Origin of the sequence: Rhizobium leucaenae USDA 9039 (assembly GCF_000426285.1) — a bacterium.
Classification (GTDB): Bacteria; Pseudomonadota; Alphaproteobacteria; order Rhizobiales; family Rhizobiaceae; genus Rhizobium; species Rhizobium leucaenae.
Map to the genome: position 1 here is coordinate 36,173 of NZ_AUFB01000003.1, position 26,881 is coordinate 63,053.

The 26,881-nt window shown below is 60.6% G+C and carries 24 protein-coding genes; 11 read left to right on the forward strand and 13 right to left on the reverse strand.

All coding sequences use genetic code 11. The features are described 5' to 3' along the window. Window positions 1-93: 93 nt before the first annotated feature. Window positions 94-1,008: an EamA family transporter gene (locus K290_RS0105065; RefSeq protein WP_028750876.1), complete on the forward strand. Its 915-nt coding sequence runs from the start codon at window positions 94-96 to the stop codon at window positions 1,006-1,008. 97 nt (window positions 1,009-1,105) lie between these two features. Here K290_RS0105065 and K290_RS0105070 read toward each other — a convergent pair whose 3' ends face one another. Together K290_RS0105070 and K290_RS0105075 are read right to left on the reverse strand one after the other, a co-directional pair. Beyond that, entirely contained in the window at window positions 1,106-1,873 is a 768-nt protein-coding gene (locus K290_RS0105070; protein ID WP_028750877.1) for a CDP-diacylglycerol diphosphatase, read from the reverse strand. A 270-nt stretch (window positions 1,874-2,143) separates the two neighbouring features. Further along, window positions 2,144-2,611: a group III truncated hemoglobin gene (locus K290_RS0105075; protein WP_028750878.1), complete on the reverse strand. Its 468-nt coding sequence runs from the start codon at window positions 2,609-2,611 to the stop codon at window positions 2,144-2,146. Window positions 2,612-2,854: 243 nt separating this feature from the next. Between K290_RS0105075 and mbfA the strand changes: the two genes are divergently transcribed. Further along, window positions 2,855-3,838: an iron exporter MbfA gene (gene mbfA / locus K290_RS0105080; RefSeq protein ID WP_028750879.1), complete on the forward strand. Its 984-nt coding sequence runs from the start codon at window positions 2,855-2,857 to the stop codon at window positions 3,836-3,838. A 231-nt stretch (window positions 3,839-4,069) separates the two neighbouring features. Next, window positions 4,070-4,255, forward strand: a complete 186-nt coding sequence (locus K290_RS0105085) for a hypothetical protein (RefSeq protein WP_028750880.1) — start codon at window positions 4,070-4,072, stop codon at window positions 4,253-4,255. Between the two features lie 115 nt (window positions 4,256-4,370). On the opposite strand, the gene K290_RS0105090 is transcribed toward K290_RS0105085, so the two are convergent. Then, on the reverse strand, window positions 4,371-4,970 hold the full coding sequence (locus tag K290_RS0105090) for a transglutaminase-like cysteine peptidase (RefSeq protein WP_028750881.1): 600 nt from the start codon (window positions 4,968-4,970) through the stop codon (window positions 4,371-4,373). A 226-nt stretch (window positions 4,971-5,196) separates the two neighbouring features. Beyond that, window positions 5,197-6,009 (reverse strand): alpha/beta hydrolase, encoded by an 813-nt coding sequence (locus K290_RS0105095; protein ID WP_028750882.1) that lies wholly within the window; start codon window positions 6,007-6,009, stop codon window positions 5,197-5,199. Between the two features lie 280 nt (window positions 6,010-6,289). Here K290_RS0105095 and infC point away from each other — a divergent pair, with 280 nt between their 5' ends. The 6 genes from infC to pheT all read left to right on the forward strand — a co-directional run bounded on the left by infC (window position 6,290) and on the right by pheT (window position 11,627). Then, entirely contained in the window at window positions 6,290-6,826 is a 537-nt protein-coding gene (infC, locus tag K290_RS0105100; protein WP_028750883.1) for a translation initiation factor IF-3, read from the forward strand. 317 nt (window positions 6,827-7,143) lie between these two features. Next, complete coding sequence (gene rpmI / locus K290_RS0105105; RefSeq protein ID WP_028750884.1) at window positions 7,144-7,347, forward strand: 50S ribosomal protein L35; 204 nt, start codon at window positions 7,144-7,146, stop codon at window positions 7,345-7,347. Between the two features lie 37 nt (window positions 7,348-7,384). Next, window positions 7,385-7,789, forward strand: a complete 405-nt coding sequence (gene rplT, locus K290_RS0105110) for a 50S ribosomal protein L20 (RefSeq protein WP_028750885.1) — start codon at window positions 7,385-7,387, stop codon at window positions 7,787-7,789. Window positions 7,790-7,809: 20 nt separating this feature from the next. Next, window positions 7,810-8,067 carry a hypothetical protein gene (locus K290_RS37840; protein WP_037134992.1) on the forward strand — a complete coding sequence of 86 codons (258 nt, stop codon included), beginning with the start codon at window positions 7,810-7,812 and terminating at the stop codon, window positions 8,065-8,067. Between the two features lie 37 nt (window positions 8,068-8,104). After that, window positions 8,105-9,187 (forward strand): phenylalanine--tRNA ligase subunit alpha, encoded by a 1,083-nt coding sequence (gene pheS / locus K290_RS0105120; RefSeq protein ID WP_028750886.1) that lies wholly within the window; start codon window positions 8,105-8,107, stop codon window positions 9,185-9,187. Between the two features lie 16 nt (window positions 9,188-9,203). Continuing rightward, entirely contained in the window at window positions 9,204-11,627 is a 2,424-nt protein-coding gene (gene pheT / locus K290_RS0105125) for a phenylalanine--tRNA ligase subunit beta (RefSeq protein WP_028750887.1), read from the forward strand. A gap of 176 nt (window positions 11,628-11,803) precedes the next feature. Here the strand turns inward: pheT and K290_RS0105130 are convergent, their stop codons facing one another. The 4 genes from K290_RS0105130 to K290_RS0105145 all read right to left on the reverse strand — a co-directional run bounded on the left by K290_RS0105130 (window position 11,804) and on the right by K290_RS0105145 (window position 21,301). Further along, on the reverse strand, window positions 11,804-12,163 hold the full coding sequence (locus tag K290_RS0105130; protein WP_028750888.1) for a nuclear transport factor 2 family protein: 360 nt from the start codon (window positions 12,161-12,163) through the stop codon (window positions 11,804-11,806). Window positions 12,164-12,254: 91 nt separating this feature from the next. Continuing rightward, a complete protein-coding gene (pbpC, locus tag K290_RS0105135; RefSeq protein ID WP_028750889.1) occupies window positions 12,255-14,342 on the reverse strand; it encodes a penicillin-binding protein 1C in 2,088 nt (695 codons plus the stop codon). 9 nt (window positions 14,343-14,351) lie between these two features. After that, a complete protein-coding gene (locus tag K290_RS0105140; protein ID WP_028750890.1) occupies window positions 14,352-19,859 on the reverse strand; it encodes an alpha-2-macroglobulin family protein in 5,508 nt (1,835 codons plus the stop codon). A gap of 446 nt (window positions 19,860-20,305) precedes the next feature. Beyond that, on the reverse strand, window positions 20,306-21,301 hold the full coding sequence (locus tag K290_RS0105145) for an aldo/keto reductase (protein WP_028750891.1): 996 nt from the start codon (window positions 21,299-21,301) through the stop codon (window positions 20,306-20,308). A 135-nt stretch (window positions 21,302-21,436) separates the two neighbouring features. Between K290_RS0105145 and K290_RS0105150 the strand changes: the two genes are divergently transcribed. Beyond that, complete coding sequence (locus K290_RS0105150; protein ID WP_028750892.1) at window positions 21,437-22,327, forward strand: LysR family transcriptional regulator; 891 nt, start codon at window positions 21,437-21,439, stop codon at window positions 22,325-22,327. A gap of 39 nt (window positions 22,328-22,366) precedes the next feature. Here the strand turns inward: K290_RS0105150 and K290_RS0105155 are convergent, their stop codons facing one another. Next, a complete protein-coding gene (locus K290_RS0105155) occupies window positions 22,367-22,861 on the reverse strand; it encodes a YciE/YciF ferroxidase family protein (RefSeq protein ID WP_028750893.1) in 495 nt (164 codons plus the stop codon). Window positions 22,862-23,048: 187 nt separating this feature from the next. Between K290_RS0105155 and K290_RS0105160 the strand changes: the two genes are divergently transcribed. Then, window positions 23,049-23,666 (forward strand): hypothetical protein, encoded by a 618-nt coding sequence (locus tag K290_RS0105160; protein ID WP_028750894.1) that lies wholly within the window; start codon window positions 23,049-23,051, stop codon window positions 23,664-23,666. On the opposite strand, the gene K290_RS0105165 is transcribed toward K290_RS0105160, so the two are convergent. From K290_RS0105165 to K290_RS0105180, 4 genes are all read right to left on the reverse strand, one after another. Further along, window positions 23,656-24,099, reverse strand: a complete 444-nt coding sequence (locus K290_RS0105165) for a GNAT family N-acetyltransferase (RefSeq protein ID WP_028750895.1) — start codon at window positions 24,097-24,099, stop codon at window positions 23,656-23,658. The genes K290_RS0105160 and K290_RS0105165 overlap by 11 nt on opposite strands. Before the next feature lie 18 nt (window positions 24,100-24,117). After that, window positions 24,118-25,068 (reverse strand): aldo/keto reductase, encoded by a 951-nt coding sequence (locus K290_RS0105170; RefSeq protein WP_028750896.1) that lies wholly within the window; start codon window positions 25,066-25,068, stop codon window positions 24,118-24,120. Between the two features lie 110 nt (window positions 25,069-25,178). Continuing rightward, window positions 25,179-26,171 carry a GlxA family transcriptional regulator gene (locus K290_RS0105175; RefSeq protein WP_028750897.1) on the reverse strand — a complete coding sequence of 331 codons (993 nt, stop codon included), beginning with the start codon at window positions 26,169-26,171 and terminating at the stop codon, window positions 25,179-25,181. Beyond that, the gene (locus tag K290_RS0105180; protein ID WP_028750898.1) at window positions 26,168-26,734 is read right to left on the reverse strand and encodes an isochorismatase family protein; all 567 of its coding nucleotides are present in this window, start codon (window positions 26,732-26,734) and stop codon (window positions 26,168-26,170) included. Before K290_RS0105180 ends, K290_RS0105175 begins: the two co-directional genes overlap by 4 nt. Window positions 26,735-26,881 lie beyond the last annotated feature (147 nt).

The following is a 26,881-nucleotide window of genomic DNA, read 5'->3' on the forward strand; positions in this document are numbered from 1 at the left end:
GTCTTGCATCAAAGCGCCTGATCGCTGAATGAAAAGTTTGAATTTGCCAGCGCGAAGTTAGACCTCTAAAAAACCCGCCTAGCGGGAGAGGTCATGAACCAGCAGCTTATCGAAAGTGGTACGGATGGCGGCGCGGCGCTGATGCCGCATCCGGACGTTGCGCCATCCTCCGGCGGTATTGCCGCCGGAGTGCTCATGTGCGTGATGTCCATGTGCTGCATCCAATTCGGCTCGGCCTTGTCGTCACCGATTATCAACGCCTACGGGCCGGTCGGCGCCACATGGCTTCGGCTCGTCTTCGCGTCCGCCGCATTGGCGATCATCGTCCGGCCGAAGATCATGAGCTACAGCCGCTCGCAATGGATCAGCGTGCTGGCACTCGGCACCGTATCGGCGTTGATGACGGCTTCCTTCTTCTCGGCGATTGCGCGCATTCCATTGGGTCTTGCCGTTGCCATAGATTTTCTCGGGCCTCTGCTTGTCGCGACCCTCGGCTTCGGGCTGAGCCGTCAGCTTCTCTGGCCCGTCTTCGCCGGTATCGGCGTTCTGCTACTCGCCTATAACGGTGAGGAATGGGTCGGCAATCTGCCGGGCATCCTCTTTGCCTGCGGCGCCGGGGTGGGGTGGGCTTGCTACATTCTGTTGACGAAGAGGGTCGGTAAAGCCTTCAAGGGTCTGGAAGGACTTGCCATGTCGCTGCTGGTCGCAGCGGTTGTTTCGACGCCCTTCGGTTTTGCCTCGGCCGTCCCACATCTGACGGCGTCTGGCATCCTCGAAATGGCGGGCTTGGCGCTGCTCGTTCCGCTCCTTCCCTATGTGCTGGAAATGGTGGCTCTGCGGCGCATGCCCACGTCATCTTTCGGCATCCTCATGAGCCTGGAGCCCGCCATCGCTGCCGTTGCCGGCTTCGTCATCCTATCGCAGCCGATGACGCCATCGCAGATGTTCGGCACGGCGCTCGTCGTTGCCGCAAGCATCGGGGCAACCATTTTCGCAGCGAAGGGCTGATTGGCGGCGAGTCCGAGGTTTTGTCGTCGGATCACCAGATTTTGAGTTTGCGGGCGCGTGCATGTATCCCCGCAAACTCGAAACCCAACATGAGCCCTCATCCACGCTGCTGTGCTAAATCATCGGGTGCACATTTAGGATCAATCATATCCTCCGCGGATCCGCGCGATTTGTTTGCTCCCATTATTCTCGCGAGAATATAGAAGCCATGTTGCCCGTCCGGCAATGTCGAGCCAAAGACGCCAACCACCAAGTTTTTCATATTTGAGCGGGCTCCATCAACACCGTCTGCGACAAGCTTCAACGGGTTCAAATTTGAGAGGTCATCGGCCGCACGGAATGTTGCCCACCAACCGACATTGGTCCTCAACTTTGTAAACCGAAAGCTGCCAATCTCTGCCGCATGGGTCTTTAGCAGAGCGCGAAAGCGAGGCGTCTCACATCCCATGTGGATATGAAGCCGATCTTGTGTGCGCCAACTTGCGGCGTTTATCGCCAGTGCAAAATCCTGTGGCGAACCCTTCTGGGCGCGTGGGCCTATTTCGGCTGATCGCTCTCTCCACGCTGCGTCAAAATAGTTCGGCGCCCCCTCCGCCAGAAGGCGAGGGTCTTCGATGCCGGATACATCGGCGAGCGGCGCAAGAATGGTTCGCTCTTTGTCGGTCGGCTCGCGAAGAACGGCGTAGGAAGACAACGGATCCTGAGCCCGAACTATTTTGAGGCACGGATACGGCGATCCTGTCAGTGTAGAATTAACCTCGCAAGCTCTAACGACCAGCCCCAAAGCAGAGCGGCTGACGAATGAGCTCATGATGATGACGACAATAACGAGAGAAATAGAGAGAACGACGGGGCGATGCTTCATGCGTGATTTCGAAGTTTTGCTAACGAGCCCATCATTTCCGAAGATCTGGCCCTCATGATAATTTATCTTAAATCCCTTGCGATAGTCGCGGAAGAACCACCGACCTCAATAATTCGGCGGAGATTTCCATTATGACTGTCGGGACACCAATATTTCCAGAATTTTTATCTGCCTAAGGAGGAAATATGCAATTTGTACACCACGAACGGCGGTTCACGGCATATCGTCGGTAGCCTCAACCATCGAACCGCACATTGCGCCCAACTTGCCTTAACCGGTCTTCCCCACCGGATCATCCATCGCTGGATTATAAAAGAGCGACAGCGTCAGGCTCTTGGCGATGCGCTCGGCCGTCGCCATGAACCATGCCTTGGCGTCATCGGAGGGCGCTATGTCGGCAAGCGTTTCGGAAAACAGAGCCAGCCATTCCGGAAAGAGATCGGGCACGATGCCTTCGACGCCGAGATGCGCCTGCACCGGCTTGCCGCCATAAGCGCCGTTCTTGAAAGCGACCGACGACCAGAAGCGTTTCATCTTCTCCATATGGTCCGGCCACCGACCGGCAAGACGTCCGTCAAAAACCGGTCCGAGTCTGGGATGCGCCTGAATGCGGCCGTAGAAAGTATCGACAAGCCTATCGATGAAGGCTGCATCGATGCCCATGCCGGCCATCTCGGCTTCGGCCTTCTCGCGAATGCCGGCTAGGTGAGCGGCGCGGCCTTGTATGTCACTGTTCATCTCATGCTCCTGCCGCCGCGCAGCACTTGGCGCAAATACGGCGTTGTCGATCCTTATCTATGCATTTTCATGGCGCAACCAAGGTGTCATCCCGTCGTTGCGGCAATCTGTCAAAGACACAGCAGTTCGCTTGGGATGGTCCCGTCCAAAAAGCGTATCCCAACCGCTGGGATAATGCCTTGGGCCTTGACCTGCATGTTTGTCCACTTTAGCTTAGAATAATTCTAAAAATGGAGATTCTAAATGTTGCTCGGGTTTTTCCGCTCGCCCAAACGTTCCTTTGCCTCTTTGACCGAACAGGAAATTCTCGCCATTGCCATCGCCTCGGAAGAGGACGATGCGCGCATCTATCTTGCCTATGCCGATATCCTGAGAGCCAATTATCCCGATTCCGCCAAGGTCTTCGAGGACATGGCCGAAGTCGAGGACTTGCATCGCAGGACGCTGATCGACATGCACCGCAAGCGTTTCGGCGAGCGCATCCCGCTGATCCGGCGCGAACATGTCAGCGGTTTTTATGAACGCAAGCCGGATTGGCTGCGCAAGAACCTGTCGCTGGAAGCCATCCGTTCCGAAGCCGAGGGTATGGAGCAGCAGGCCTATAATTTTTACGTCGAGGCGGGCAAGCGGGTTTCCGATGCCTCGACGCGGCAGCTTCTTGGCGATCTGGCATTGGCGGAACAAGGGCATGAAGACATCGCCCGCATGCTCGGCGACAAGCACACGCCGCAATCCGTGAAGGAAGAAGAGGACGCGAATGCCCGCCGCAAATTCGTGCTGACCTATGTGCAGCCGGGCCTTGCCGGCCTGATGGACGGCTCCGTTTCGACGCTTGCGCCGATCTTCGCTGCCGCCTTTGCGACGCAGCAGACATGGCAGACCTTCCTCGTCGGCCTATCGGCTTCCGTCGGCGCCGGCATTTCCATGGGCTTCACGGAAGCTGCCCATGATGACGGCAAGATTTCCGGCCGCGGCTCGCCGATCAAGCGCGGTCTTGCCTGCGGTGTCATGACGGCGCTCGGCGGATTGGGGCACGCGCTTCCCTACCTCATTCCCGATTTCTGGACGGCCACCATCACCGCCGCCATCGTTGTCTTCTTCGAGCTTTGGGCGATCGCCTTCATTCAGAACAAATATATGGAGACGCCGTTTCTGCGCGCCGCCTTCCAGGTCGTCGTCGGCGGCTCGCTGGTGCTCGCTGCGGGCATATTGATCGGAAACGGGTGAGAGGCGCTCGGCGAAGCCGAGGAAACGATCCAGTGAATCGTTTCGAGCATCGAACGCCCTGAGCCCAAGCGTAGGGCTGGCAGGTGCGGCATAGGCGGTGTCCTATCCCGTCTTCAGGAGGAGGATGGCTCATCATCACGAAATGTTAAAATTCGGAACGCTCCTGGATGCCACTGGTTACCACTGCGAGGCCGCTCTTGGCCTCGTCTGCAAACCTAAGGAGATAATCCAATGGCAAACCAAGGTGGAACCCACGAACAGCACGTTAAGGCCGGCCAGCAGAGCCATAAGAACACGGATGACAAGACTCGCAATGCGTCGTCTTCCGGCTCGCGCCAGGAGCAATCGGGCGGTACGCGCGGCGGCACCCATGAGCAGCATGTCAAGGCTGGTCAGCAGAGCCATAAGAACCACTAACGAGTGGTACGATCGATTTGTCCATGCCTAAACGGCAAGGACCGTTCTAAAAATTTCGGATAGAAAAAGGCCGGCGATTTTGCCGGCCTTTGATATCGCATCTGGTCCTAGATGTTTACTTGACAGCGCCGACGAGGACATCGTTGCCGTTCTCGATGGTGACCCAGCGGCCGGCATTATAGCTCGCCTGACGCTTCAGGTAGGAATAGGGGGTCTTGTACCAGACCTTCACCTCGTCATCGAGATTGTCGAGAATGTAGTCGCCCTGCTGGGTGCGCAAGGTCAGCACGGCATGACCCTCGCCATCCGGTTTGCGCACGACCGTCATCAGAAGGTTGGCGGCGGAAACTCCCTTCTGCATCAGAAGCTTGCGCTTCAGGAGCGCGAAATCCTCGCAATCGCCGGCCGTCTTCGGATATTCCCAATATTCTTCCTGGCCGTAGACTTCCATGTCGGTGGCAGGCGTGATGGTCTTGTTGACGCGCAGGTTGATCTGGGTGACCAGCGACCAGGTGGCAGCGTTCATATCGACCGGACCGGCATTGCGCGTCGGACCGCATTCGTCGGTGTGACGCTCGCAAAATTCATAATGCCCGATCGGCTGCGATGTGACGCCGCCGATGGTCATCGATGCGGTGTTCTGGGGGGCCGGCATGGCCGACGACGACATCGCAACTATAGCTGCGAAGGCAACGAATACGCCCTTGATACGCACGCCCACTTTCCTTGTATCGTCCCTGCATTTGTTAACAAATTGTTAATGTAAGGGGGCGCGCCAAGTCAATCGTTACTTAAGTGTTAACAGGGGAACCAGCCTTTATGGTTAATTTCGGTACAATCAAAGGGCTAGCTGCCACAATTCAATGCTTCTTATGATTACCGCACGCATGCGAATTCTACCCCGCGGGCGGCGGGTTCTCTCAAGAGCTATCTCTATGTTTTTATGGATGCTTGTGGAGCGCGAGCGTCTCTGCTGCAGTCAAAATGCGCTCGATGTCCTGCGGTCGGGACAGCCGGTGATCGCCATCGCGCACGAGTGTTAACACGACATCGTCGGCCGGCAAATGTTCGACCAATTTTAACGAATGTGCAAAGGGCACGTCCTCATCCTGCATGCCCTGCAGGATATGAACCGGGCAGCCGGTTTCGATGATGCCGCGCAGGACCCGGTTGGCGCGGCCGTCTTCGATGAGTGCGCGAGTGAAGATGTTCGGCTCGGGACTATACTCCGAGGGCTCTTCGAAATAACCGCGTTCGGCAAGCGATTTCCGCTCGACGTCGGAAAGGTTCGGCTCGATGAGCTCGATGGTGAAGTCCGGAGCGGGAGCGATCAGCACGAGGCCCTGAATGACCGGAGCCTTCTTTCGCCTGCGCAGTTCCTGGATGAGCCTCAGCGCGATCCAGCCGCCCATGGACGAGCCGACGAGGACGATGCGCTTCGGCTTGGCATAGTCGACGACGGCGAGCGCCTCTTCCAACCAGCGCGAAATCGTACCTTCGGTGAAGACGCCGCCGGATTGACCATGGCCAGAATAATCGAAGCGAATGCAGCCGAGGCCCAACCGTTCGGCCAGAGCATCGAGCTCCAGCGCCTTGGTGCCGCTCATGTCGGAACGATAGCCGGAGAGCCACATAAACGTCGTGCCTTTTGCGCCCTTCCTGGCCGCGCGCAGTTGCAGGGCAATCTGCCGTTGATCTCCGGCATTGCCCACGGCAACAAAGGTCGGCTCAAGATTGGCTAAGGCTTCGGACATCGAAAACTCCCGGAATTTTGTGCTCTATAAAGCAGATTCGCATGCGGGTAACCGCAAAAATCCTTTCCATTTCTGAAGAAGGCTTGTGCGTTATTTTGCAATGTTGCTGTGTCCTTTGCGCATCTTGCGGCTGCGCGGCACAGTAATGGTACGCGGGAGGTGATTTTTTCCTGGCGGCATGCTATTGACTTCGCCACAGCTTTTACGACATTTCCGTCAGTTGCGCCGACGGGAGCGAGAGGCTGCAGCAAATCCGAAACAATTCGTGGAGAGTACGACCATTCGCAGACCCTTTAAAACCGATGCGCCCGTAAAGGACGGGCCACGTTCCAACAGGGAAATTCGCATTCCCAAAGTTCAGCTCATCGCTGCCGATGGCGCGAATATGGGCATCGTCCCGACCGACCAGGCGTTGAGAATGGCAGAGGAGGCCGGTCTCGATCTGGTAGAGATTTCCCCCAATGCTGAACCGCCTGTGTGCAAGATCCTCGATCTGGGCAAGCTGAAATACGCCAACCAGAAGAAGGCCGCCGAGGCGCGCAAGAAGCAGAAGATCGTCGAAGTCAAAGAAATCAAGATGCGTCCGAACATCGACACCCATGACTACGAGGTGAAGATGAAGGCCATCGGTCGTTTCTTCGAAGAAGGCGACAAGGTGAAGGTGACCTTGAAGTTCCGCGGCCGTGAAATGGCCCACCAGGAACTCGGTATGAAGCTTCTCCAGCAGGTCAAGGAAGATACGCTCGAAATCGCCAAGGTAGAGGCCGAGCCCAAGCTCGAAGGTCGCCAGATGATGATGGTGCTTGCGCCGAAGTGAGGCGCGAGCGAGGTAGAGGCCGGAGCCGTCCGATTGGGCGGCTTTTCCTTTTGTGGCATTAGGTTGATACCTGTCATCGATCTGCAAAAGAATCGCCGCCGTGCCCGTTGCACTTACAGGCGACTGCGGTTATAAGCGCGCGTCCGAACTGACCGGCAGGGCATGCCGTGGCAGTTCAGAATGCTGGCGGAGCGGTTCATCACCGTTTCAGCCGTTCAACAACAAACGCTCCGGCACCTTGTTGCAGCCCGGCCTAGCCGGATCTGTGGGAAGGGTTTTTAGCAAAGCGCGCCAGGAAGCATCGAAGGAGTAGCAAAATGCCCAAGATGAAGACGAAGTCGTCTGCCAAGAAGCGGTTCAAGATCACCGCGTCCGGCAAGGTCAAGGCAGCCGCTGCTGGCAAGCGCCACGGCATGATCAAGCGTACCAACAAGTTCATTCGCGACGCCCGCGGCACCATGGTTCTCGCCGAACCGGATGGCCGTAAGGTTGTCAAGAACTACTTGCCGAACGGTCTCTAAGACTATTCGTAACGCTATAGACTAAGGAGATCATGAAATGGCACGCGTAAAAAGAGGCGTTACCGCCCACGCCAAGCACAAGAAGGTTCTGAAGCAGGCCAAGGGCTTCTATGGCCGCCGCAAGAACACCATCCGTACCGCCAAGGCCGCCGTCGACCGTTCCAAGCAGTACGCTTACCGCGACCGCAAGGTCAACAAGCGCAATTTCCGCGCCCTCTGGATCCAGCGCATCAACGCTGCCGTCCGCGAATTCGGCCTGACCTATGGCCGCTTCATCGACGGCCTGAACAAGGCTGGCATCGAAGTCGACCGCAAGGTTCTCTCCGACATGGCGATCCATGAGCCGGAAGCCTTCGGCGCGCTCGTCGTCGCCTCCAAGAAGGCCCTCGAATACCTCAAGGACGCCGGCACGACGAACGAATTCGAAGCTGTTGTAAGCTAACGCCGCTTCGCACGTAGGTCGTGAATTCATTGCAAACCCGCGTCGGCAAACCGGCGCGGGTTTTGCGTTTTGCAGCAGGCGCGATCGAGCCTATTGGCCAGATCAAAGCATGCCCGCTGCTGGCGGTGGCCGAACTTCGGCACATGACCCGCATTCTCAGCGCGTTTTTGTCATTTGCCCGGTTGATTGGCCGCGTGCACATGGGTAGTGATCTGCAGCGCTTCATCGTTGCCACCAGCTATCTGATGTATGTGTTCACCAATTATTCTGCGGAATAGCGGCGCGGTGAGCCCGCCCTCCGCAAGGCAGGACAAGATGACGGAACTCGATACTCTTGAAACCCAACTCATGGCCGACGTGGCCGCTGCCACGGACGAGCAGGCGATCGAAGCCGTCAGGGTGTCCGCTCTCGGCAAGAAGGGCTCGGTTTCGGAACTGTTGAAGACGCTGGGCTCAATGTCGCCGGAAGAGCGGCAGACGCGCGGTGCGGCGATCAATGCGCTGAAGAATTCGGTAACCGACGCCATCAACGCCCGCAAGGGTGCCCTGCGCGATGCCGCGATCGAGGCCAAGCTCAAGGCGGAGACGCTGGACGTCAGCCTGCCGGTGCGCTCCTCACCGGCCGAACGCGGCCGCATCCATCCGATCAGCCAGATCGTCGACGAGATCACCGCCATCTTCGGCGACATGGGCTTCTCGATTGCCGAAGGTCCTGATGTCGAGACCGATTACTATAACTTTACGGCGCTGAACTTCCCCGAAGGGCACCCGGCCCGCGAGATGCACGACACCTTCTTCTTCCAGCCGGACGAAAAGGGTGAGCGCAAGGTGCTGCGCACGCACACCTCGCCGGTGCAGATCCGCACCATGGAAGCCTCGAGCCCGCCGATCCGTATCATCATTCCCGGCAAGACCTATCGTCAGGACAGCGACGCGACGCATTCGCCAATGTTCCACCAGGTCGAAGGCCTTGTCATCGACAGGACGGCGAATGTCGCCAATATCCGCTGGGTGCTGGAAGAGTTCTGCAAGACCTTCTTCGAAGTCGACAATGTGACGATGCGTTTCCGCCCATCCTTCTTCCCGTTCACGGAACCGTCCTTCGAGGTCGATATCCAGTGCGACCGCTCCGGTCCGATCGTCAAGTTCGGCGAGGGCACCGACTGGATGGAAATCCTCGGCTGCGGCATGGTGCATCCGAACGTGCTGCGCTACGGCGGCCTCGATCCCGACGAATATCAGGGCTTTGCCTGGGGCATGGGCCTCGACCGCATCGCCATGCTGAAATACGGCATGCCCGACCTGCGCGACTTCTTCAACGCCGATGTCCGCTGGATGAACCACTATGGCTTCCGCCCACTCGACATGCCGACGCTGTTCGGCGGTTTGAGCGTGTAAGGAAGGGATAAAGCACATGAAATTCACACTCTCCTGGCTGAAAGAGCATCTGGATACCGACGCCACGCTCGACGATATCTGCGCTCGCCTGACGATGATCGGGCTAGAGGTCGAAGACGTCGACGATAAGGCGGCGTTCAAGCCCTTCGTCATCGCCAAGGTGCTGTCGGCCGAAAAGCACCCGCAGGCCGACCGGCTGAAGGTGCTGCTGGTCGACAACGGCTCCGGCAAGCCGGTCCAGGTCGTTTGCGGCGCACCGAACGCGCGCGCTGGCCTCGTCGGCGCCTTCGCAGCTCCCGGCACCTATGTTCCCGGCATCGACGTGACGCTTACGGTCGGCAATATCCGCGGCGTCGAAAGCCACGGCATGATGTGCTCGGAAAAGGAGCTGGAAATCTCCGACAGCCATGACGGCATCATCGATCTGCCTGAAGATGCGCCCGTCGGTACCAGCTTTGCCGCCTATGCCGGCCTCGACGATCCGATGATCGAGATCAACCTGACACCGAACCGCCCGGACTGCACCGGTGTTTACGGCATCGCCCGTGACCTCGCCGCTTCCGGCCTCGGCACGCTGAAGCCGCGTCTGACGCCAACCTTCGTCGTCGATGGCGATACGCCGACCGAGCTGAAGATCGAACTGGACGATACGCGTCTCTGCCCCGGTTTTGCTCTGCGCCTGGTGCGCGGCGTCAAGAACGGCCCGAGCCCGAAATGGATGCAACAGCGGCTGCTCGCCATCGGCCTCCGCCCGATCAGCGCACTGGTCGACATCACCAACTACATGACCTTCGATCAGGGACGGCCGATGCACGTCTTCGACGCCGCCAAGGTCAAGGGCAATCTGGTTGTGCGCCGCGCCAAGGAAGGCGAAACGGTGCTGGCGCTTGACGAGCGCGAATACAAGCTCAACCCCAACAATGTCGTCATCTCCGATGATAACGGCGTCGAGTCGATCGGCGGCATCATGGGCGGCGAGCATTCCGGCTGTGATGAGAACACGGTCGACGTGCTGATCGAATCGGCGCTTTGGGATCCGATGAACATCGCCAAGACCGGCCGCAGCCTCGGCATCATCTCCGATGCCCGTTATCGTTTCGAGCGCGGCGTCGATCCGGAATACATGGCTCCCGGCCTCGAGCGCACGACCGAGCTGGTGCTCGCCTGCTGCGGCGGTACCGCCGCGAAGGCGAGGGTCGAAGGCTATAAGGGTTATGACGCCAAGATCGTCGATTTCCCCTTCTCCGAGGTCAAGCGTCTGACCGGTCTCGACGTCTCCATGGAAGAGGGCAGGTCGATCCTGACGAAACTCGGCTTCTCGGTCTCCGGCTCCGGCGAGCGGGTTTCGGTTGCCGTGCCCTCATGGCGGCCGGATGTCGATGGCAAGGCCGACCTCGTGGAAGAGATCATGCGCATCCACGGCGTCGACAATATCAAGCCGGCGCCGCTTGCAAGCCACAATGCCGTAAACGGCAAGATCCTGACGACGCTGCAGATCCGCACCCGCACCGCCAAGCGCGCGCTTGCATCGCGCGGCATGCTGGAAGCCGTGACCTGGTCGTTCATCTCGGAAGACCAGGCCAAGCTTTTCGGCGGCGGTTCCAACGCGCTGAAGCTTGCCAATCCGATCGCCGCCGACATGTCCGACATGCGTCCGTCGTTGCTGCCGGGCCTGCTGTCTGCCGCGCAGCGCAATGCCGACAAGGGCTATGGCGATGTCGCGATCTTCGAAGTTTCCGGCACCTATGAAAACGACAGGCCGGAAGGCCAGCGGCGCGTCGCCGGCGGCATCCGCCGCGGCACCGCCTCGCTCACCGGCGCCGGCCGCATGTGGTCGAATGCCGCCAAGGGCGGCGGCAAGCCGGTCGATGTTTTCGATGCTAAGGCGGACGCGCTGGCGGTGATCGAAGCCTGCGGCCTGCCGATGGGCAATATTCAGATCGAACAGGGTGGCCCCGCCTGGTATCATCCGGGCCGTTCCGGCACGATCAAGATGGGTCCGAAAGTCGTGCTCGGCTATTTCGGCGAATTCCATCCGAAGACGCTGGAGGCGCTCGATGTCACCGGCGCGCTCGCCGGCTTCGAGGTCTATATCGACGCCATGCCCGAGCCGAAGAAGAAGACGACGCGCACCAAGCCGGCCTTGGAGCTTTCGTCTTTCCAGGCGGTCAAGCGCGACTACGCCTTCGTGGTTGACAAGACCGTGGAAGCCGGCGCCATCATCCGCGCCGCCACCGGTGCTGACCGCAAGCTGATCACCGCCGTCAATGTCTTCGATATTTTCGAGGGCGCGTCGCTCGGTGAAGGCAAGAAGTCGATCGCCATCGAAGTGCAGATCCAGCCGGCCGAGCGCACGCTGACCGACGAGGATTTCGAAGCGCTGACCCAGAAGATCGTCGCCAATGTGACGAAGTCGACGGGTGGGGTTTTGCGGGGGTGACAAGGCTCCCCTTCTCCCTTCGGGGAGAAGGTGCCCGAAGGGCGGATGAGGGGGCGAGGAGCAAAGCGACGAGTGCCTTGAGCGACAAGCGAAAGGCAATATCCTTACGGTGCAACGCCCCCTCAACCCGCGCGTGCCGCGCGTTCCTTCTCCCCGCCGGGGCGAAGGTTTAAGATCTACCGATGCAAATGATAGACCTTATTGACGATGGTCCATCGTCCGTCGATCTTCAGCAATGACAGGTAGTCGGAAAAGCGCATGCCGGCGAATTCGTCGACGACTTTGACGCTTGCGGCGTCGCCCTCGATATCGATCAGCTCGATTTCCATCAGTGGCACCGTGTCAGGTGGCGCGCTGCCTTCCTCGACGATCGCTGTGATGAATTCGTCGCGTGTCATCCACTCCACCGCGCCCTGATAATTGCCTATGATTGCGACCCGTGGATGCAGCGCTTTGCGCAAGGCGGGTTCGTTCGCGAATGCCATGCCATCGACATAGAGGTGAACAACTGCGCGGATTGCTTGCTCTTCCGACATCTTGCCGTTCCTCGTTTGAGTGCCTGTTAATATAGCATGAACGTTCAAGCAGACAAAAACGCCGAGGTGATCGCGATGTTTTTATCGGGCTCTATTCCACGAAAATCCCGACGCTGGCTGCCCGGCCGGCGGCGTCGATGACGGTCAGCGTCGAATAGCCGGCGCCATCCGGAATCCATTGGTTGGTGCGGCGGCGGGAGAGGTCTGGCAGCGGCTTGCCATTGGCGAGCCAGCGGAAGGGCGCGCGGCCGCCCTGCAGCTTCAGCGCCAACGGCATTAGCGGGCTGGCGCCGCTGCTTGCGCCGAGGTCGACGCGTGCACCCTCCGGCGGATAAACGATCTGTGGCGCCGGCTCGCGGGTCGAAGCCGACAGCAGGCCGGCGGCGGTCACCGAAAAGCGCCGCTGGCTGATCGGCAGTTCGGTGGCGGAAATGCGCACCGCGCCCATGGGAGGCGGCGGAAACGGCGAGATGGCGACGCCGGACTTGGCAAATCCTTCGAACAGGATGGGCGCGGCTGAGACATAACCCGCCAATCCCGGCACTGCCCCATTGTCCGGCCGGCCGACCCAGACGCCGACCACATGCTCGCCGTCATAGCCGACGGACCAGGCATCGCGGTTGCCGTAGCTGGTGCCGGTCTTGTAGGCGATGCCGAGCTGCTTGCTGCCGGCCGGCGCGATGATGTCGGAGAGAATGTCGGTGATGTTCCAGGCTGCCACCGGTTCCATCAGCGGCTCGCCTTCGATCGGTCCCGGCTGATCCTGGATGCCGTCGCCGATCCGCATCGGCTTGCCGCGATTGGCCAGCCCGGCGTAGAGCTGCACGAGATCCTTGAGCGTGATGCCGACGCCGCCAAGACCGATGGCAAGGCCGGGCGCTTCATTGGGCGGCAGTACCGGCTTCACCTCGGCGCGACGGAAGCGCACGAGCAGACGAGTCGGTCCGACGGCATCGAGCAGGCGTACGGCCGGCACATTGAGCGACAGTTGCAGCGCCTCGCGCACGCTGACATCGCCCTGGTAGGTCATGTCGAAGTTGTGAGGGCGATAGCCGTAGAAATCGGCGGGACGGTCTTCGATGATGGTTTCCTGGGCGACATATCCCTCCTCGAAGGCAAGGCCGTAGATGAAGGGCTTCAACGTCGAGCCGGGCGAGCGCAGGACGCGGGTCATGTCGATCCAGCCGGAGCGGCTGGAGTCGAAGTAATTGGCCGAACCGACTTCGCCGACGATCTCGCCCGTATGCGCATCCGCCATCACCATGGCGACAGAGACCTTCGGTCCCAGCCGCTTCGACGCTTCATCGGCGACGGTTTCCAGGCCCTGCTGAATATTCCGGCGCAGCGTCGTGCGGTGTTGGATGACGCTGGGCTGCTTGCGCAGCGCGGCTTCTGCGAGATGCGCGGCATAGGCCGGCAATTGCCGCCGCTTGGCCGGAACCGGAACGAGCGCTGCCCGCTCCGCCTCGCCATCGCCGACGGCGGCTGAAACGGCGGCACGGTCGAGCACGCGGCGGCGTGCCGCCTCGGCGCTTGCGAGATTGCGGTCGGGCCGGCGCTTTTCCGGCAGTTGCGGCAGGGCGACGAGCAAGGCCGCTTGCGCGACCGTCAGATGCCGCGGCTCCTTGCCGAAATAGGCGAGGCTTGCGGCACGCACGCCCTCCAGATTGCCGCCATAGGGCGCATGGGTCAGGTAGAGATCGAGAATCTGTTCCTTGCTCAGCCGCCGCTCGATCTGGATGGCGCGGACGATCTGCAGCAGCTTCGCCGTCACCGACCGTTCGCTACGCGGCTCGATCAGCCGCGCGACTTGCATCGACAGTGTCGAGCCGCCGGAGACGATGCGGCCATGGCTGGCGAGCTGCAGAAAGGCACGGCCGAGCGCTACCGGGTCGACGCCGTGATGGTCGTAGAAGCGCCGGTCTTCATAGGCGACCAGCATGCGCAGGAATTGCGGATCGACATCGGCAACATCGGTTTTCAGCCGCCAGCGCCCCTCAGGCGTGGCGAAGGCGCGGAGCAGCTCACCATTGGCATCCAGCACTTCAGGCGAAACGATGCCGGCCTTATCGAGCGGCGGCGGAAAGGCGCGATCGGCGGCCGCGAGGCCAAACGTAAGCGCCGCCACCGAGAGGGCGCTCACCCCGACACCGATCGCAATTTTCCACCGCGTCTTCATTGCCTGTTCTTACTGCTGTGCTGCCAGCACCTCCATGCGGCCCATCGCCGTGCGGGCCGAGAATTGCGGACGGTACATGTCCTCGACGCTCGCGGCCGGATGATCGTAGGTGCCGGGGGTAACGGCGCGCACCACATAGGCGAAGCTGAGATCGCGGTCAGACGATTGGTCGAAGGCGGCGACGAAGCGATCATTGCGGAACTCGACGTGGGCCGGCTGCACATCGCTCAGCCAGTCGAAGTTCGAAAGCTGCGCGCTGTTGACGATGCTCGGATTGTCGATCTCGAAACCGGCCGGCAAGAGGTCGGTGACGAGAACGCGCGACGGCCAGTCGTTGGTTTCCGTGATATGCAGCACCACGACGTAGCGATCGTTCTGCTGTGCCTGGGTGACATTCGCCTCCTCGCCGTCGAGCGTGTAGTATTTGCGCTCGATGGTGAAGCCATTGCCGCCGGCCGGCAGCGGCGTTACCGGCGCCGCGACGGTGGTCACGGAGGCTGACAGCGGCTGGCGGGTGGTGTTGGTGACGGTCAGCGGATGGCCCATCAGGGCGTCACCGGTCATCTGAGCCATGTAAGCGCCGCTATGGGCAGCGCCGTTGACATCGAGCGTCAGGCCGTCATCGCCGTTCTGCAGGGCGCGGGCAGCAAGCAGCATCCAGGTCTGTTCCTGGGTGCTGGTATAGGTCTTGGTCTGCCATTCCTTGGCAACGACACCAGCCAGGTCCGGAATGATCGGCGGCACCGGCCGGCTTTCCGCGGCAAGTGCCAGCACGGCCGCGCCGTCGCGCAGCGACGAACCGTAGTCGGAGCGGGCGAAGCTGACCTTCGTCACCGCTGCCTGTTGCGACATCTGCAGCGCATCGACGAAGATATTGCGCGAGCGCTGCGCATCGCCGTAAAGCGCCAGCGCCGCCGCCAGATGCGCCTTTGAGAGCGGCGTCGGGAAGTCGTTCAGCATGGTGTCGGCGTAGTAGCGCAGATCGCTGATCGAAGCCTTTTTGTTGCGGGCGAGCACGTAGAGCGCATAGGCGATCTCGTTGCCCTGGTCCTTGACGTTGGTGTTGATGCTCAGCGAATTCTGCAGGTTCTCCAATGCCTGCACCATGGCCTGATCCGGCACCGTGTATTTCTGCTCGCGGGCGCGGGTCAGGAAGTCGGTGACATAGGCATCGAGCCAGAGATCGCCGGAACCCGGAGCCCAGAGGCCGAAGCTGCCGGTCGACGACTGATAGGACATTTCGCGATAGATCGCGTCCTGAATGCGCTTATGGATTTCAGCGTCGTCGGCAAGACCGTTCTTGATCGCCAGCTCGCTGAAGTAGAGCAGCGGCAGCGAGCTGCTGGCTGTCTGCTCGGCGCAGCCATAGGGATAGTGGCTGAGGCTCATCAGCAAAGCCGGCACATCGAACGCGCTGGATCGGCTGACGTTGACGCTGACGGAAGCGCCCGGCAGCACGCTGTCGGCGAGCAGGTCGGCATTGACCGTCAGGCTCTTGCCGGGTGCGAGCGTGATCAGCCGCCGTTCGGTCACCGGCAATTGCGCCGGCCGGACCGGTATGTCGACCGATTGGTCGAGCGACAGTCCAGAAGCATTGGACAGGTTGATCGCAACCGTGCCGGCACCCGGTTGTCCACCGGTTAGCGGCAGGGTGATGTCGTATTTGCCACCCTGTTTCAGATTGATCGTCTGCTGCGCGGCGCTGGCATCGACGGTGACGGCCGAGTTGCCGGTCACCGCCAGCCTGTACTCCCCGGCAGGCGCGTCAGTATTGGCGATATCGAGCCGGAGATTGGCCTTATCCCCCGGAGCGAGGAATTTCGGCAGGCTGGCAGTGACGACGACCGGGTCGCGGATGATGACATCTTGCGTCGCATGGCCGATCCCTGCCTTTGACCAGGCAACTGCCATCAGGCGCGCAGTGCCGTTGAACTGCGGAATGTCGAAGCTGACATTGGCCTTGCCGCTCGCATCGAGCTTGATCGGACCGGAGAAGAAGGCAATCAGCTTTTCCGTCGGCGGGCTCGCCTGCAGGGCCGCCTGTCCGCCATCGCCGCCGGTGCGCAGCCGCCCGGTGGCACCGAGCGAACCGTCGATCAGGCGGCCGTAGAGGTCGCGGATTTCGAGGCCGAGCTGGCGCTGGCCGTAATACCAGTCGTCCGGAGCCGGCGGTTGGTAGCGCGTCAGGTTGAGAATGCCGACATCGACGGCAGCGACCGTCACATAGGCATCCTCGTTGGCGCCTGCGCCCGTCACCTGAACGCCGATATTCAGCGGTTGGCGCGGCAGGGTCTTCTGCGGCGCATCGAGCTTGACCTGCAGCTTGCGTTCGCCGGGATCGACGGTCGCCCATTTGATGCCGATTGCGCGCATCGGCATGCGGCTTTCCTGCGCGTCGCCGGGGCGGAAGAGGGTGGCGGTCACATAGGTGCCCGCACCCCAATCGGCGGTGACGGGGATGTCGACTTCCCCGCCGGTGGCGCCGATGTCGGCATTGGTCACCGAGATCAGCGTTTCGGAGCCGGCCGTCACCATCAACTGGCCGGCATACCGGGACGTAACCTTAAGTTTGGCCGTATCGCCGACATGGTAGCTGTCCTTGTCGAGCGCGATTTCCAGTGCGTCCGGCGTTTGCGTCGAGGTGGAGGCGACATACCAGCCGGCGTCGAATTCGACGCTGGATTGCGGACCGTTCGTATCGGCGGTCTCCACCTCCAGCCGGTAGCGGCCCCAGGTGACCGGCACGGAGATTTCCGCGCCATCCGTCGTGGCGTTGACCGTTCCGGTCGCGACTTGCTTCGTCGAGGCGACGGCTTCGTATTTCCAGCTACTGCCGTCGCGATACCATTGGTAGTCGCGCTCGACGGCGAGCAGCTTCCAGGTGAGGCCCTGCATCGCCTGCTTCTGACCGTTCTGGTCGACGGCGATGACGTGGAAATTGCCGATCGAATTTTCGCCGAGATCGCCGTCGAATTCCGGCTTGATGCCGATTCGCGGCCCATCCGCCTTGACCGGCAGCGTCAGCGAGCGCTCGACGGCGCGGCCGCCGGCCTCCTGCATGCGGACGGTAATATTGGCGTTGAGCAGCTGCGTGGTCGAAGGCGTATCGGCGATGGTAACGTCGAAGGTCGTCTTGCCGTCTTCGTCCAGCGCCTGCAGGTCTTCGAGCGGCACTTGCGAGCTCTCGGCCTTGTTGTCGCTGCTGCTGTCGCTATCGCTATCGCTGGTGTCCTGCCCGGCAGCCTCGTCGGCGAGGCCGAATTCGTAGCCCTTATAGTCGTCGCTCTCGCGCGTCGGCTTCAGCGTCACTTCGCCTTCGAGGCTGAGGCCCGCGGCCGGCGCGCCATAGAGATAGCGCCCTTCGATATTGACGGGCGTCGGTTGGCCGACTTCGATCGCCTTGGCGTCGCTCTTCATGTCGAATTCGATGCGATCCGGCACGAAATCGTCGACAAGGAAGGTCTGCGAGCCGATGGAGGCGCCCTTCGGGTCGGTATAGATGTTCATCGTCCAGGTGCCGCGCATCGAGGTCTGCTGTAGCGGCAGGTCGACATTATAGCCGCCGAGCTTGCCGCCGTCGGTAACGATGCGGCGGTCTTCGACGCCATCGGGACGCAGGAAGACGAAGGTGAGCGGCAGGTTCTCGACCGCCATGGAGCTGACGTCCCGGGCAAGAGCGGAGGCATGCACCGTCTCGCCGGCGCGGTAGATGCCGCGTTCGGTCCAGGTGAGCAGATCGATCGCGCCCGGCGCCGTGCGGCCGGTGACGCCGCGGTCGGAGAGATCGAAACCGGCGCGGGTCATGTCGAGGAAGACGTAATCCTGATCGCCGTTCTGCGCCGTGATGACGGCCGGCGTCATGCCCGAGGTGCCGCGCATGAGGCCGGCGCTGAAGGTGGCGCGGCCATTCGCATCGGTCTTCGCGGTGCCGAGGATTTCATTGTTTTTGGCGAGGAGTTGCAGCTCGACGCCGGCGATCGGCTTGGCACTGCCGAGCGAGCGGGTGAAGACGTTCAAGCCGTCCGTGCCGGCATAGGTCGTGACGCCGATATCGGAGACGACGAACCATTGCGTTGCCTGCGGATCCCATTCCTGGCCGGCGTTCGGTGCGACTGCGGTCAGGACGTAGACGCCGGGCTTACGCTTCGGCAGCGCCTCGTCGACCGGGAAGCTCGTCACGACATCCTTGTTGAGGTCCTGCTGGATATCGATCGAACCTTGCCACACCAGCTCACCGCTGGTGTCCTGAATGGTCTGGGCACTATAGCTGTCCATCTGCGTCAGGAACTGCGAATTGTTGAGCAACTGGGCGATGTTGCGGTCGCCGATGCGGTAGAGCTTCAGATTGGCCGTGGTGGTATTGACCGAAACAAGGGGAATGCCGCGGCGCGCCGTTGACGGCAGCACGAAATTGTCGCCAGTAAAGCGGATCGAGGCGGTGCGGTCCTTGACGTAGACCTCGATGTCCACCTGCGCAGCAAGGTCTTCATCGACGGAGGAGGGCAGGCCGCGGCGCAGCGAAATCTTGTAATGCTGACCGAATTCGAGGCCTTCGACGCAGATCTGGTTGTCCTTGGCATCGACGCCCTTCGGGGCGGCGCCATTGACGGTGACAAAGGGCGTATAGTCGACGCCGCTCTTCACCAGTTTTTCGGAGAATTGCAGGCAGGCGCGGGGCGAAGCGTTGTCGTTGTCCAACGTATTGCCGGTGACACGGAAACCCTGGCGGGCTCTGAGATCCTCATAGGCGGCCTGGACGGTCGGGGAGCCGGCCAAGGCAAGGCTTGCCTTATAGGCGCTGAGTGCCTGGCGATAATTCTGCGCGTTCTGCAGTGATGTGGCGAGCACGGCCAGCGCGTCGGCGCGGCTCCGCGTCGTGCGGGAAAGCTGATAGCCGTTGAGTGCAGCGTAAGCCGCCTGGGTGGCGACCGTCGTGTCGTTCGTTATGGTATTGGCGGCCCGCGCCATCTCGACCCAAAGCGCGCCATTGTCCGGCGCAAGCGACAGCGCACCCTGGAAGGCGTTCAACGCGTTGTTGACGTTGCCGGAGGTCAACTCGATGCGGCCGAGCGCCGTCAGGCTTTCGACGCCCTGTCCCTTCAACTCATTGCCGAGTGTGAGCCTGCCTTTCGCATCACGCGCAGCCTGCACGAAATTGTCGGAAAGGAAGGGAAGAGCGGGTGCGGCGCCGATATCCGGCTCGTTGGCGGCAGCGGTTTCGACGATCTTGCCGGCAACAGCGCCGGGGAAGCTGTTAAGCTGGTTGAAGTCGGACTTCAGGAAGCACCATTTTACCTTGGGATTATAGGTGAAGGCCTTGCAGGACTTATCGCCGATGCAGGATGTCGAGCATTGATCCAGCGTGACATTCTGCTCGGTGCGCAGATCGAAGCCGAAATAATCGCCGTCTGGCGTGGTGACCACCTGCCGCTTGGCATCGGCGGCACTCGCGGGTGTCAAAGCGACGAAGGTGGTGAGAAAAAAAGCGGAAAGTCCGATCAACGCGCGCTTAGACATAAGTCCCCCCAACGCTGCCCGTTTCGATTGGCCGCACTCTTCAAACTTCGGGTTAATTTGTCAACCGAGCGTCGAGATGCAAACGCGCGAATTCGACTATTCCGATCGGTTTGGTGTGATGCCGCCGATTAAAAATTGCTGTTTTAGTTTACGCTTTCGCAGCTTTCGACGGAATTGCCGATGGGAATGTCCAAAGCACTCGGTCCACTGCAGACTGCGCGTGCGAAGATGTCATCTGGCACGGATAAGAAAAGCAAATCAAAAGCTTATTTAGAGAAGGTCGCTGTTTGTATCGTAATAAGGATATTAGCAGACCGTCTGTTTCATCCTGATGACGATGACTGCCGGTGATTGCGTTCAGCTCGTCATCGAATAAATGCGTGACGCAACATCGACACCGGAGAGGGTACCGGCGCCGATGTTGCGCGAGAAGGCGGACGACGCTCCTACAGGTTCGTCATCGCCAGCGAGGCATCCGAATAGCGCTTGCCGGCCACCAGATCGAGCGGGATGATGTCGCTCAATTCCTGAAGTTCGCTGGCCGAGAGCGCGATATCGGCGGCGGCGGCATTCTGCTCCAGATGGTGCAGCTTGCGAGCGCCGGGGATCGGCACGATGTCGTCGCCTTGGTGCAGCACCCAGGCGAGTGCGAGCTGCGCCGCGGTGACGCCCTTGTCCTTGGCGAGGGCTCCGAGCTTGGCGACGAGGGCTGCGTTGGCATCGAAGTTCTCACCCTGGAAACGCGGTACGGCGCGGCGGAAATCGTCGGCCGCGAGATCGCTCGCACTGCGGATCGCGCCGGTGAGGAAGCCACGGCCGAGCGGGCTATAGGGCACGAAGCCGATGCCGAGTTCCCGGCAGGCGGCCAGCACGTCTTCCTCCGGATCGCGGCTCCACAGCGAATATTCGCTCTGCACGGCGGCAATCGGATGCACGGTATGGGCGCGGCGGATGGTGGCGGCACTGGCTTCCGAAAGCCCGAGCGCACGCACCTTGCCCTCCTTCACCAGCTCGGCCATGGCACCGACGGTATCTTCGATCGGAACGTTCGGATCGACGCGGTGCTGGTAGAAGAGATCGATGACATCGGTGCCGAGCCGTTTCAGCGAGGCTTCCGCCACCTCTTTCACATGCTCCGGCCGACTATCGACGCCGATCATCGCTGCCGGTCCGGACTTTTCCGGATCGAGCTTGAAGCCGAACTTCGTCGCGATGACGACGCGATCGCGCACTGGCTTCAGCGCACGGCCAACCAGCACCTCGTTGGTGAAGGGGCCGTATGTTTCGGCCGTATCGAAAAAGGTTACGCCGAGATCGACGGTTCTATGCAGCGTTTTGATGGATTCATTGTCATCGGTTGCGCCATAGGCGAAGCTCATGCCCATGCAGCCGAGGCCGACAGCGGAGACGGAGAGTTCCTTGCCAAGTTTGCGGGTTTTCATAGTCGTATCCTTCTGAGCTTAATTCTGGTCCGCGCCGACGTCCTCGCCGGCCTCGCGACGAGAGAGAAATTATGTCCCCGGATAGAGAATGAAAATGCATGCAAACTCAAACGGGCTGTTCTATCATTTAGATCAATGAACAGAACTCAGCTCTCCCAACTGGCGGTTCTCGCCGCCGTTGCCGCCCATCGAAGCTTCCGTGCTGCCGGCAAGGAATTGTCGATCGCGCCCTCTGCCGTCAGCCATGCGGTATCGAGCCTCGAGGAAAGCCTCGGCGTGCGCCTGCTTGCTCGCACCACCAGAAGCGTTTCGCCGACGGAGGAGGGCAAGCTGCTGCTGGAGCGCCTGGCGCCGGCGTTGCAGGAGATCGGCATTGCATTGGAGGATACGCTTGCCGCCCGCGGGCGTCCGGCCGGCAACCTTCGCATCACTGCGCCGCGTTTTGCTACTGACCTGCTGCTTGCTCCGCGCCTCGGCGATTTCCTGAACACCTATCCCGATATCACGCTGGAGATCGCCAACGAGGATGGCTTTACCGACATCGTCAAGGAGGGTTTCGACGCCGGTATCCGGCTGGAAGAAAGTCTGGAGGCGGATATGATTGCTGTGAAGATATCGCCCGACATCCGCACCGTCATCGCCGGATCTCCCGCCTATTTCGACAAACATCCAAAGCCCGTGCATCCGCGCGATCTCGTGCATCACCGCTGCATAAAGCGGCGCTTCACCAATGGCGCGATCTATCGCTGGGAATTCGAAAAGGACGGCCGCGAGGTGATCGTCGCCATCGATGGGCCGCTGATCGTGGGAGAGGATCAACTTGCGGTTCTGGCGGCGCTGAACGGGGCGGGGCTCGCCTACCTCTTCGATATGCGTGTTCAGCAGAAACTCGCCGACGGCGAGTTGATCCGTGTGCTCGAAGACTGGTGTCCGCCTTACCCCGGCCCTTACATCTATTACCCGAGCCGTCGCCAGATGCGCCCGGCACTCAGGGCTTTCATCGATTTCTTCAAATATTCGCCATAACAAGAGCAGCGGGGAGACCCCGCCGCTCTTGCCGGGCAATCATGCTGCCGCCTTCTGGTTGGCAGCGGTCATAGCCAGCTTCGAGAGAATCTTGTCGGTATTTCCCTCTTCCTGCAACGTCTGATCGAGCAGCTTGACTACTTCCGGCTTGCCGAGCGTGTTCGCCCAGGTCCGCAGCGTTCCGTAGCGGGCAATCTCATAATGCTCGACGGCCTGGGCCGCGGAGATTAGCCCGGCATCGAGAGCCGGCGTTCCCTTGAATTCGTCCATAATCTCTTCGCCTTCGGCGATGATCCCTTGAATGGCTTCACAGGTCTTGCCTTGGGCGCGTTTGCCGATCATTTCGAACACCTGCTGCAAACGTTCCACATGTCCTTCGGTTTCCTGCAGATGCTTTTCGAAGCCGGCCTTGAGATCCGGTGATTGCGCCGCACGCGCCATCTTGGGCAAGGCCCGAACGATCTGTCGTTCGGCATAATAGATGTCCTTCAGCGTATCGTAGAACAGGTCTTCCAGCGTCTTGTCCTTGGCCATTGTCTCTCTCCGTGTTTTTAGAGCCAGATTTTCTCGGATGCCGCCCCGCGGCGGCGACCCCTACACAAGCCGGCGCAATCCTAATTGTTCCCGCTGCTGACAAAATTCGGGGTACCAACCTGCGATAAGCCAAGCTGGGATAAATATCCGCAGCAGCCGAACGAATGGCGGAAGGGATTTAGAGACGATGAAAAAGCCGGGATCGATGAAGGGGCTGGAGGAGCTAGGCCGCGTCAGGCTATCGAAGAATTTCTTCTTCCGCGATTTCATGCATTCGGAGATCGCCGATTTCCATCGCATTCCGAATATCCCCGAAGACCCCGACCTGGCGATCGAGTCCGGCAGCCGGCTTTGCGAGGAGTTGCTGGAACCGCTGCAGGCAGCCTTCGGCCGGTTGCATATCCGCTCAGGCTACCGTGCGCCTGCCGTCAACGCCTTCGGCAACAGGAAAGGCCTGAATTGCTCGACCAATGCCCACACCGCCGCGCATCACATCTGGGATATGCGCGATCTCGACGGCTGTACGGGCGCAGCAGTCTGCATCGTCGTGCCATGGTTGATCGACAATTGCCGCGAGGAGGGCGATTGGCAGAAACTTGCCTGGTGGATCCACGATCACCTGCCCTACGCTTCGCTCTGTTTCTTCCCGAAACTATGGGCTTTCAACATCCAATGGCACGAGCGGCCGCAACGGACGATCCAGAGTTTTGCCCAGCCTCGTGGCATGCTAACCAAGCGCGGCATGGCAAATTGGCAGGGCGATCATTCGGCCTTCTACGAAGGTTTTCCGAGACTCAAAAACTGATGCGGTAACGAATGTGTCCGTCGCTCTCGACATAGCTGTCGTAGAGTTTGCGGGCCGTGACGTTGCTCTCTTCCGTATGCCAATAGAGCCGCGCCCAGCCGTTCTTTTTGCAGAGAGCGATAAGGTCGTCCATCAGCGCCCGGCCGACGCCCAAGCCTCGGGCGTTTTCGTCGACGAAAAGGTCTTCCAGATAGCAATCCGGCGTACGCACCCATGTGCCTTCATGAGTCAGGCACAGCGTGAAACCCTTGACCTCGCCATCGACTTCCGCGACGCGCATGAAGATGGCGGATGCCGGATCAAAGACCCGGCGCCATGTCTTGTCGGTGATATCCGGTGCGATGCCGACGCCATAGAAGGCGAGATAGTCGGCCCAAAGCTTGCGCCAGCGGGTTTCGTCTTCGGGCTTGGCATCGCGGATCATCACGGTCATCGGTTCATTCCTGGTTCTTTATTCGCCGGCTTTGTCCAGCAGGCTCATGGCTTCATCGGAAAGCGACAGCTTCGCCGAATTGATCAGCGCGTCGAGCTGGTTGAGGCTGGTGGCGCTGGCGATCGGCGCGGTAACGCCCCGTTTGCGCAGCAGCCAGGCGAGTGCGACATCGGCTGGCGTCGACTTGGTTTCGGCGGCAACTGTATCGAGCGCGGCGAGAATGCGGAAGCCCTTGTCGTTGAGGTAAGTCGCGACCCGGTTTTCGCGCGCCCGGCCTTCGGTATCGGCCTTGTTACGATACTTGCCGGTGAGAAAACCGGCCGCGAGGCTGAAATAGGTGATGACGCCGATCTCCTCTTTCACGCAGAGATCGGCAAGTGGGCCTTCGAAGCTTGCGCGCTCATAGAGATTATATTCCGGCTGCAGCACGTCGTAGCGCGGCAGGCCGCTCTTGGCGGCGGCATCGAAGGAGGCCTGCAACTGCGCAGCATTGAGGTTGGAGCAGCCGGCATGACGGATCTTGCCCTGTTCCTTCAGCTTGGCATAGGCGCTGAGCGTCTCCTCATACGGGGTTTCCGGGTCCGGCCAGTGCGAGAGATAGAGATCGATATAGTCGGTCTGCAGCCGCTTCAGCGAATCCTCGACCGCCTGCAGGATGTAATTCGCCTTCAGGCCCTTCTTGCCGGGACCCATTTCCGAGCCGACTTTGGTGATGATGATCGCCTTGTCGCGGGCAACGCGGCCCTGCTTCAGCCACTTGCCGATGATTTCCTCGGAGTCGCCGCCCTTGTTGCCGGGAACCCAGCTTGAATAGACGTCGGCGGTGTCGATCGTGTTGAAGCCGGCGCCGAAGAAGGCGTCGAGCAGAGCGTAGGAAGTCTTCTCATCGGCCGTCCAGCCGAAGACATTGCCGCCGAAGACGATCGGCGCGGTAAAAAGATCGGTTCGTCCAAGCTTGCGCATTTCCATGGTGGCTCTCCAAATTATTTGAGCAAAAACCGGCATCGAAAAGGCCGGAAGGGGAGGGGACGTTGATGCAAGTTATCGTCCTACCATTGGAAATGCCACTAACGATTATTTTATTCGGCCGCCGATCGCCGGTAGTGGCTGGGCGGCAGCTCATTATATTTCGACCAGACGCGCCGCATATGTCGCGGCGAGGCAAAACCGGATTTTTCCGCCACGCGCTCCATGTCCAGCCGCGAATTGGCAAGCACATCGCGGGCGAGCGTCACGCGCATCAGATTGACATAGGCGGTCACCGACAGCCCGGCATGCTCTTGAAACAGCCGTGAAATATGCCGCGCGCTCATTGCGCCGATGGCGGCAAGCTCCGCGAGCGACCAGCCGTGGGCGGGATCGGCCATGATAGCGTCTTGCACGCGGTGGATGGCGGGATGCACATGATTGCGGCCGCTGAGCCAGGGCGAAAGCTGCGGGTCGGCGCCGGTGCGGCGCATGTAGACGACCATATGGCGCGCGATCGTCAGCGCTATCACGGGAGAAGTGAGCTTGGAGACGATGTGCAGCATCAGGTCCGTGCCGGTGGAGATGCCGGCGCTGGAATAGCGCTCGCCGTCCTCGACATAGAGCCGGTTGTCGAGAACGCGCGCAGTGGGTGCATGCTGCTGGACTTCCTCGAGACAGGCCGCATGCGTCGTGCAGGCATAGCCTTCGAGTAGGCCGGCGCGGGCAGCAAGCACAGCGCCCGAGCAGATGGTGATGAGGGTGACGCCCGGACGGATCGCTAATCTTAGCCAGGTGGCGAGCAGTTCGTTCTCTTTCTCGATGTCGCCAGCATCGGGCGGCGGCGTGACGCTGCCGGAGACCACGACGAGGGCGCCATCGGGAATACGATCAGGCAGCGGCAGGAGATCGGCAACCGTCAGGCCGATCGAGGTCGTCTGTGTCGGCCGGGCAGCAATGAAACGGTAATCGAACAGGATATCCTCCTGTTCGATATTGGCGCGGCGCAGAACCTCCACCGGCCCGGCGACATCCATCAGCAGCGTATAGGGTGGCAGCAGGACATAGACGGGAATGACACGAAGGTATCTGTCGCCTTGGTTCATGCAGCACTCCTGGTCGTCACGGACGCAAGCGCATCTTCCACGGTGGCGATGCGGGCGAAACGGCCTGATAGCACCAGCTCGGTACGCTTCTTGATATCGTCGGCGCTGAACACCGTGCCGGAGGCATGCGTCATCGGGAAGGTCAGCGTCGCCTCGGTGACGTAGTCGACATCGTAGCCGAGGTCGCAGGCGTGGCGCGTCGTCGTTTCGCAGCATTGCTCGGTGCGGATGCCGGAAACGATCAGCTTGCGAATGCCGTTTTCTACCAGCCAGACATCGAGACCGGAACCCACGAGCGCGGAATGGCGCGATTTGTGGAACACAGCATCAGCGTCCAGCGTAATCTCCTCGAGCTTGCGGACATATCCGCTCGCCAGGCTGAAATGCTCGTCGCCATCGACGTGGAAAATCTGGACCACCGGAATGCCGCGGGCCTTGGCGCCGTCGATCAAAGCCTGCAGCCGGTCGACGAAAACGGGAAGGTCGTCCGCTTGCCAGTAAGGGCGGTGACGAAAGGACTCCTGAACATCGATAACCAGCAAGGCGGTATCGGCATGGGACATATTGGTATCTCCTATCGTTGAAGGATAACCGAAGCTAGATCCGTAGAGATAGCCCCAAAAGCCACATGCCGGACAAAATGAGGACAAATCCGGCCATCCAAATTCTCCGCACGATGGCGAGTTTTTGGCTTGGAGTTGCTCGATGGC

Excerpts from the sequence above, each read along its gene's own strand:
- K290_RS0105065 (WP_028750876.1), top strand. The coding sequence starts at position 94 with ATGAACCAGCAGCTTATCGAAAGTGGTACGGATGGCGGCGCGGCGCTG.
- K290_RS0105070 (WP_028750877.1), bottom strand. The coding sequence starts at position 1,873 with ATGAAGCATCGCCCCGTCGTTCTCTCTATTTCTCTCGTTATTGTCGTC.
- K290_RS0105075 (WP_028750878.1), bottom strand. The coding sequence starts at position 2,611 with ATGAACAGTGACATACAAGGCCGCGCCGCTCACCTAGCCGGCATTCGC.
- mbfA (WP_028750879.1), top strand. The coding sequence starts at position 2,855 with ATGTTGCTCGGGTTTTTCCGCTCGCCCAAACGTTCCTTTGCCTCTTTG.
- K290_RS0105085 (WP_028750880.1), top strand. The coding sequence starts at position 4,070 with ATGGCAAACCAAGGTGGAACCCACGAACAGCACGTTAAGGCCGGCCAG.
- K290_RS0105095 (WP_028750882.1), bottom strand. The coding sequence starts at position 6,009 with ATGTCCGAAGCCTTAGCCAATCTTGAGCCGACCTTTGTTGCCGTGGGC.
- rpmI (WP_028750884.1), top strand. The coding sequence starts at position 7,144 with ATGCCCAAGATGAAGACGAAGTCGTCTGCCAAGAAGCGGTTCAAGATC.
- rplT (WP_028750885.1), top strand. The coding sequence starts at position 7,385 with ATGGCACGCGTAAAAAGAGGCGTTACCGCCCACGCCAAGCACAAGAAG.
- pheS (WP_028750886.1), top strand. The coding sequence starts at position 8,105 with ATGACGGAACTCGATACTCTTGAAACCCAACTCATGGCCGACGTGGCC.
- pheT (WP_028750887.1), top strand. The coding sequence starts at position 9,204 with ATGAAATTCACACTCTCCTGGCTGAAAGAGCATCTGGATACCGACGCC.
- K290_RS0105130 (WP_028750888.1), bottom strand. The coding sequence starts at position 12,163 with ATGTCGGAAGAGCAAGCAATCCGCGCAGTTGTTCACCTCTATGTCGAT.
- pbpC (WP_028750889.1), bottom strand. The coding sequence starts at position 14,342 with ATGAAGACGCGGTGGAAAATTGCGATCGGTGTCGGGGTGAGCGCCCTC.
- K290_RS0105140 (WP_028750890.1), bottom strand. The coding sequence starts at position 19,859 with ATGTCTAAGCGCGCGTTGATCGGACTTTCCGCTTTTTTTCTCACCACC.
- K290_RS0105145 (WP_028750891.1), bottom strand. The coding sequence starts at position 21,301 with ATGAAAACCCGCAAACTTGGCAAGGAACTCTCCGTCTCCGCTGTCGGC.
- K290_RS0105150 (WP_028750892.1), top strand. The coding sequence starts at position 21,437 with ATGAACAGAACTCAGCTCTCCCAACTGGCGGTTCTCGCCGCCGTTGCC.
- K290_RS0105155 (WP_028750893.1), bottom strand. The coding sequence starts at position 22,861 with ATGGCCAAGGACAAGACGCTGGAAGACCTGTTCTACGATACGCTGAAG.
- K290_RS0105160 (WP_028750894.1), top strand. The coding sequence starts at position 23,049 with ATGAAAAAGCCGGGATCGATGAAGGGGCTGGAGGAGCTAGGCCGCGTC.
- K290_RS0105165 (WP_028750895.1), bottom strand. The coding sequence starts at position 24,099 with ATGACCGTGATGATCCGCGATGCCAAGCCCGAAGACGAAACCCGCTGG.
- K290_RS0105170 (WP_028750896.1), bottom strand. The coding sequence starts at position 25,068 with ATGGAAATGCGCAAGCTTGGACGAACCGATCTTTTTACCGCGCCGATC.
- K290_RS0105175 (WP_028750897.1), bottom strand. The coding sequence starts at position 26,171 with ATGAACCAAGGCGACAGATACCTTCGTGTCATTCCCGTCTATGTCCTG.
- K290_RS0105180 (WP_028750898.1), bottom strand. The coding sequence starts at position 26,734 with ATGTCCCATGCCGATACCGCCTTGCTGGTTATCGATGTTCAGGAGTCC.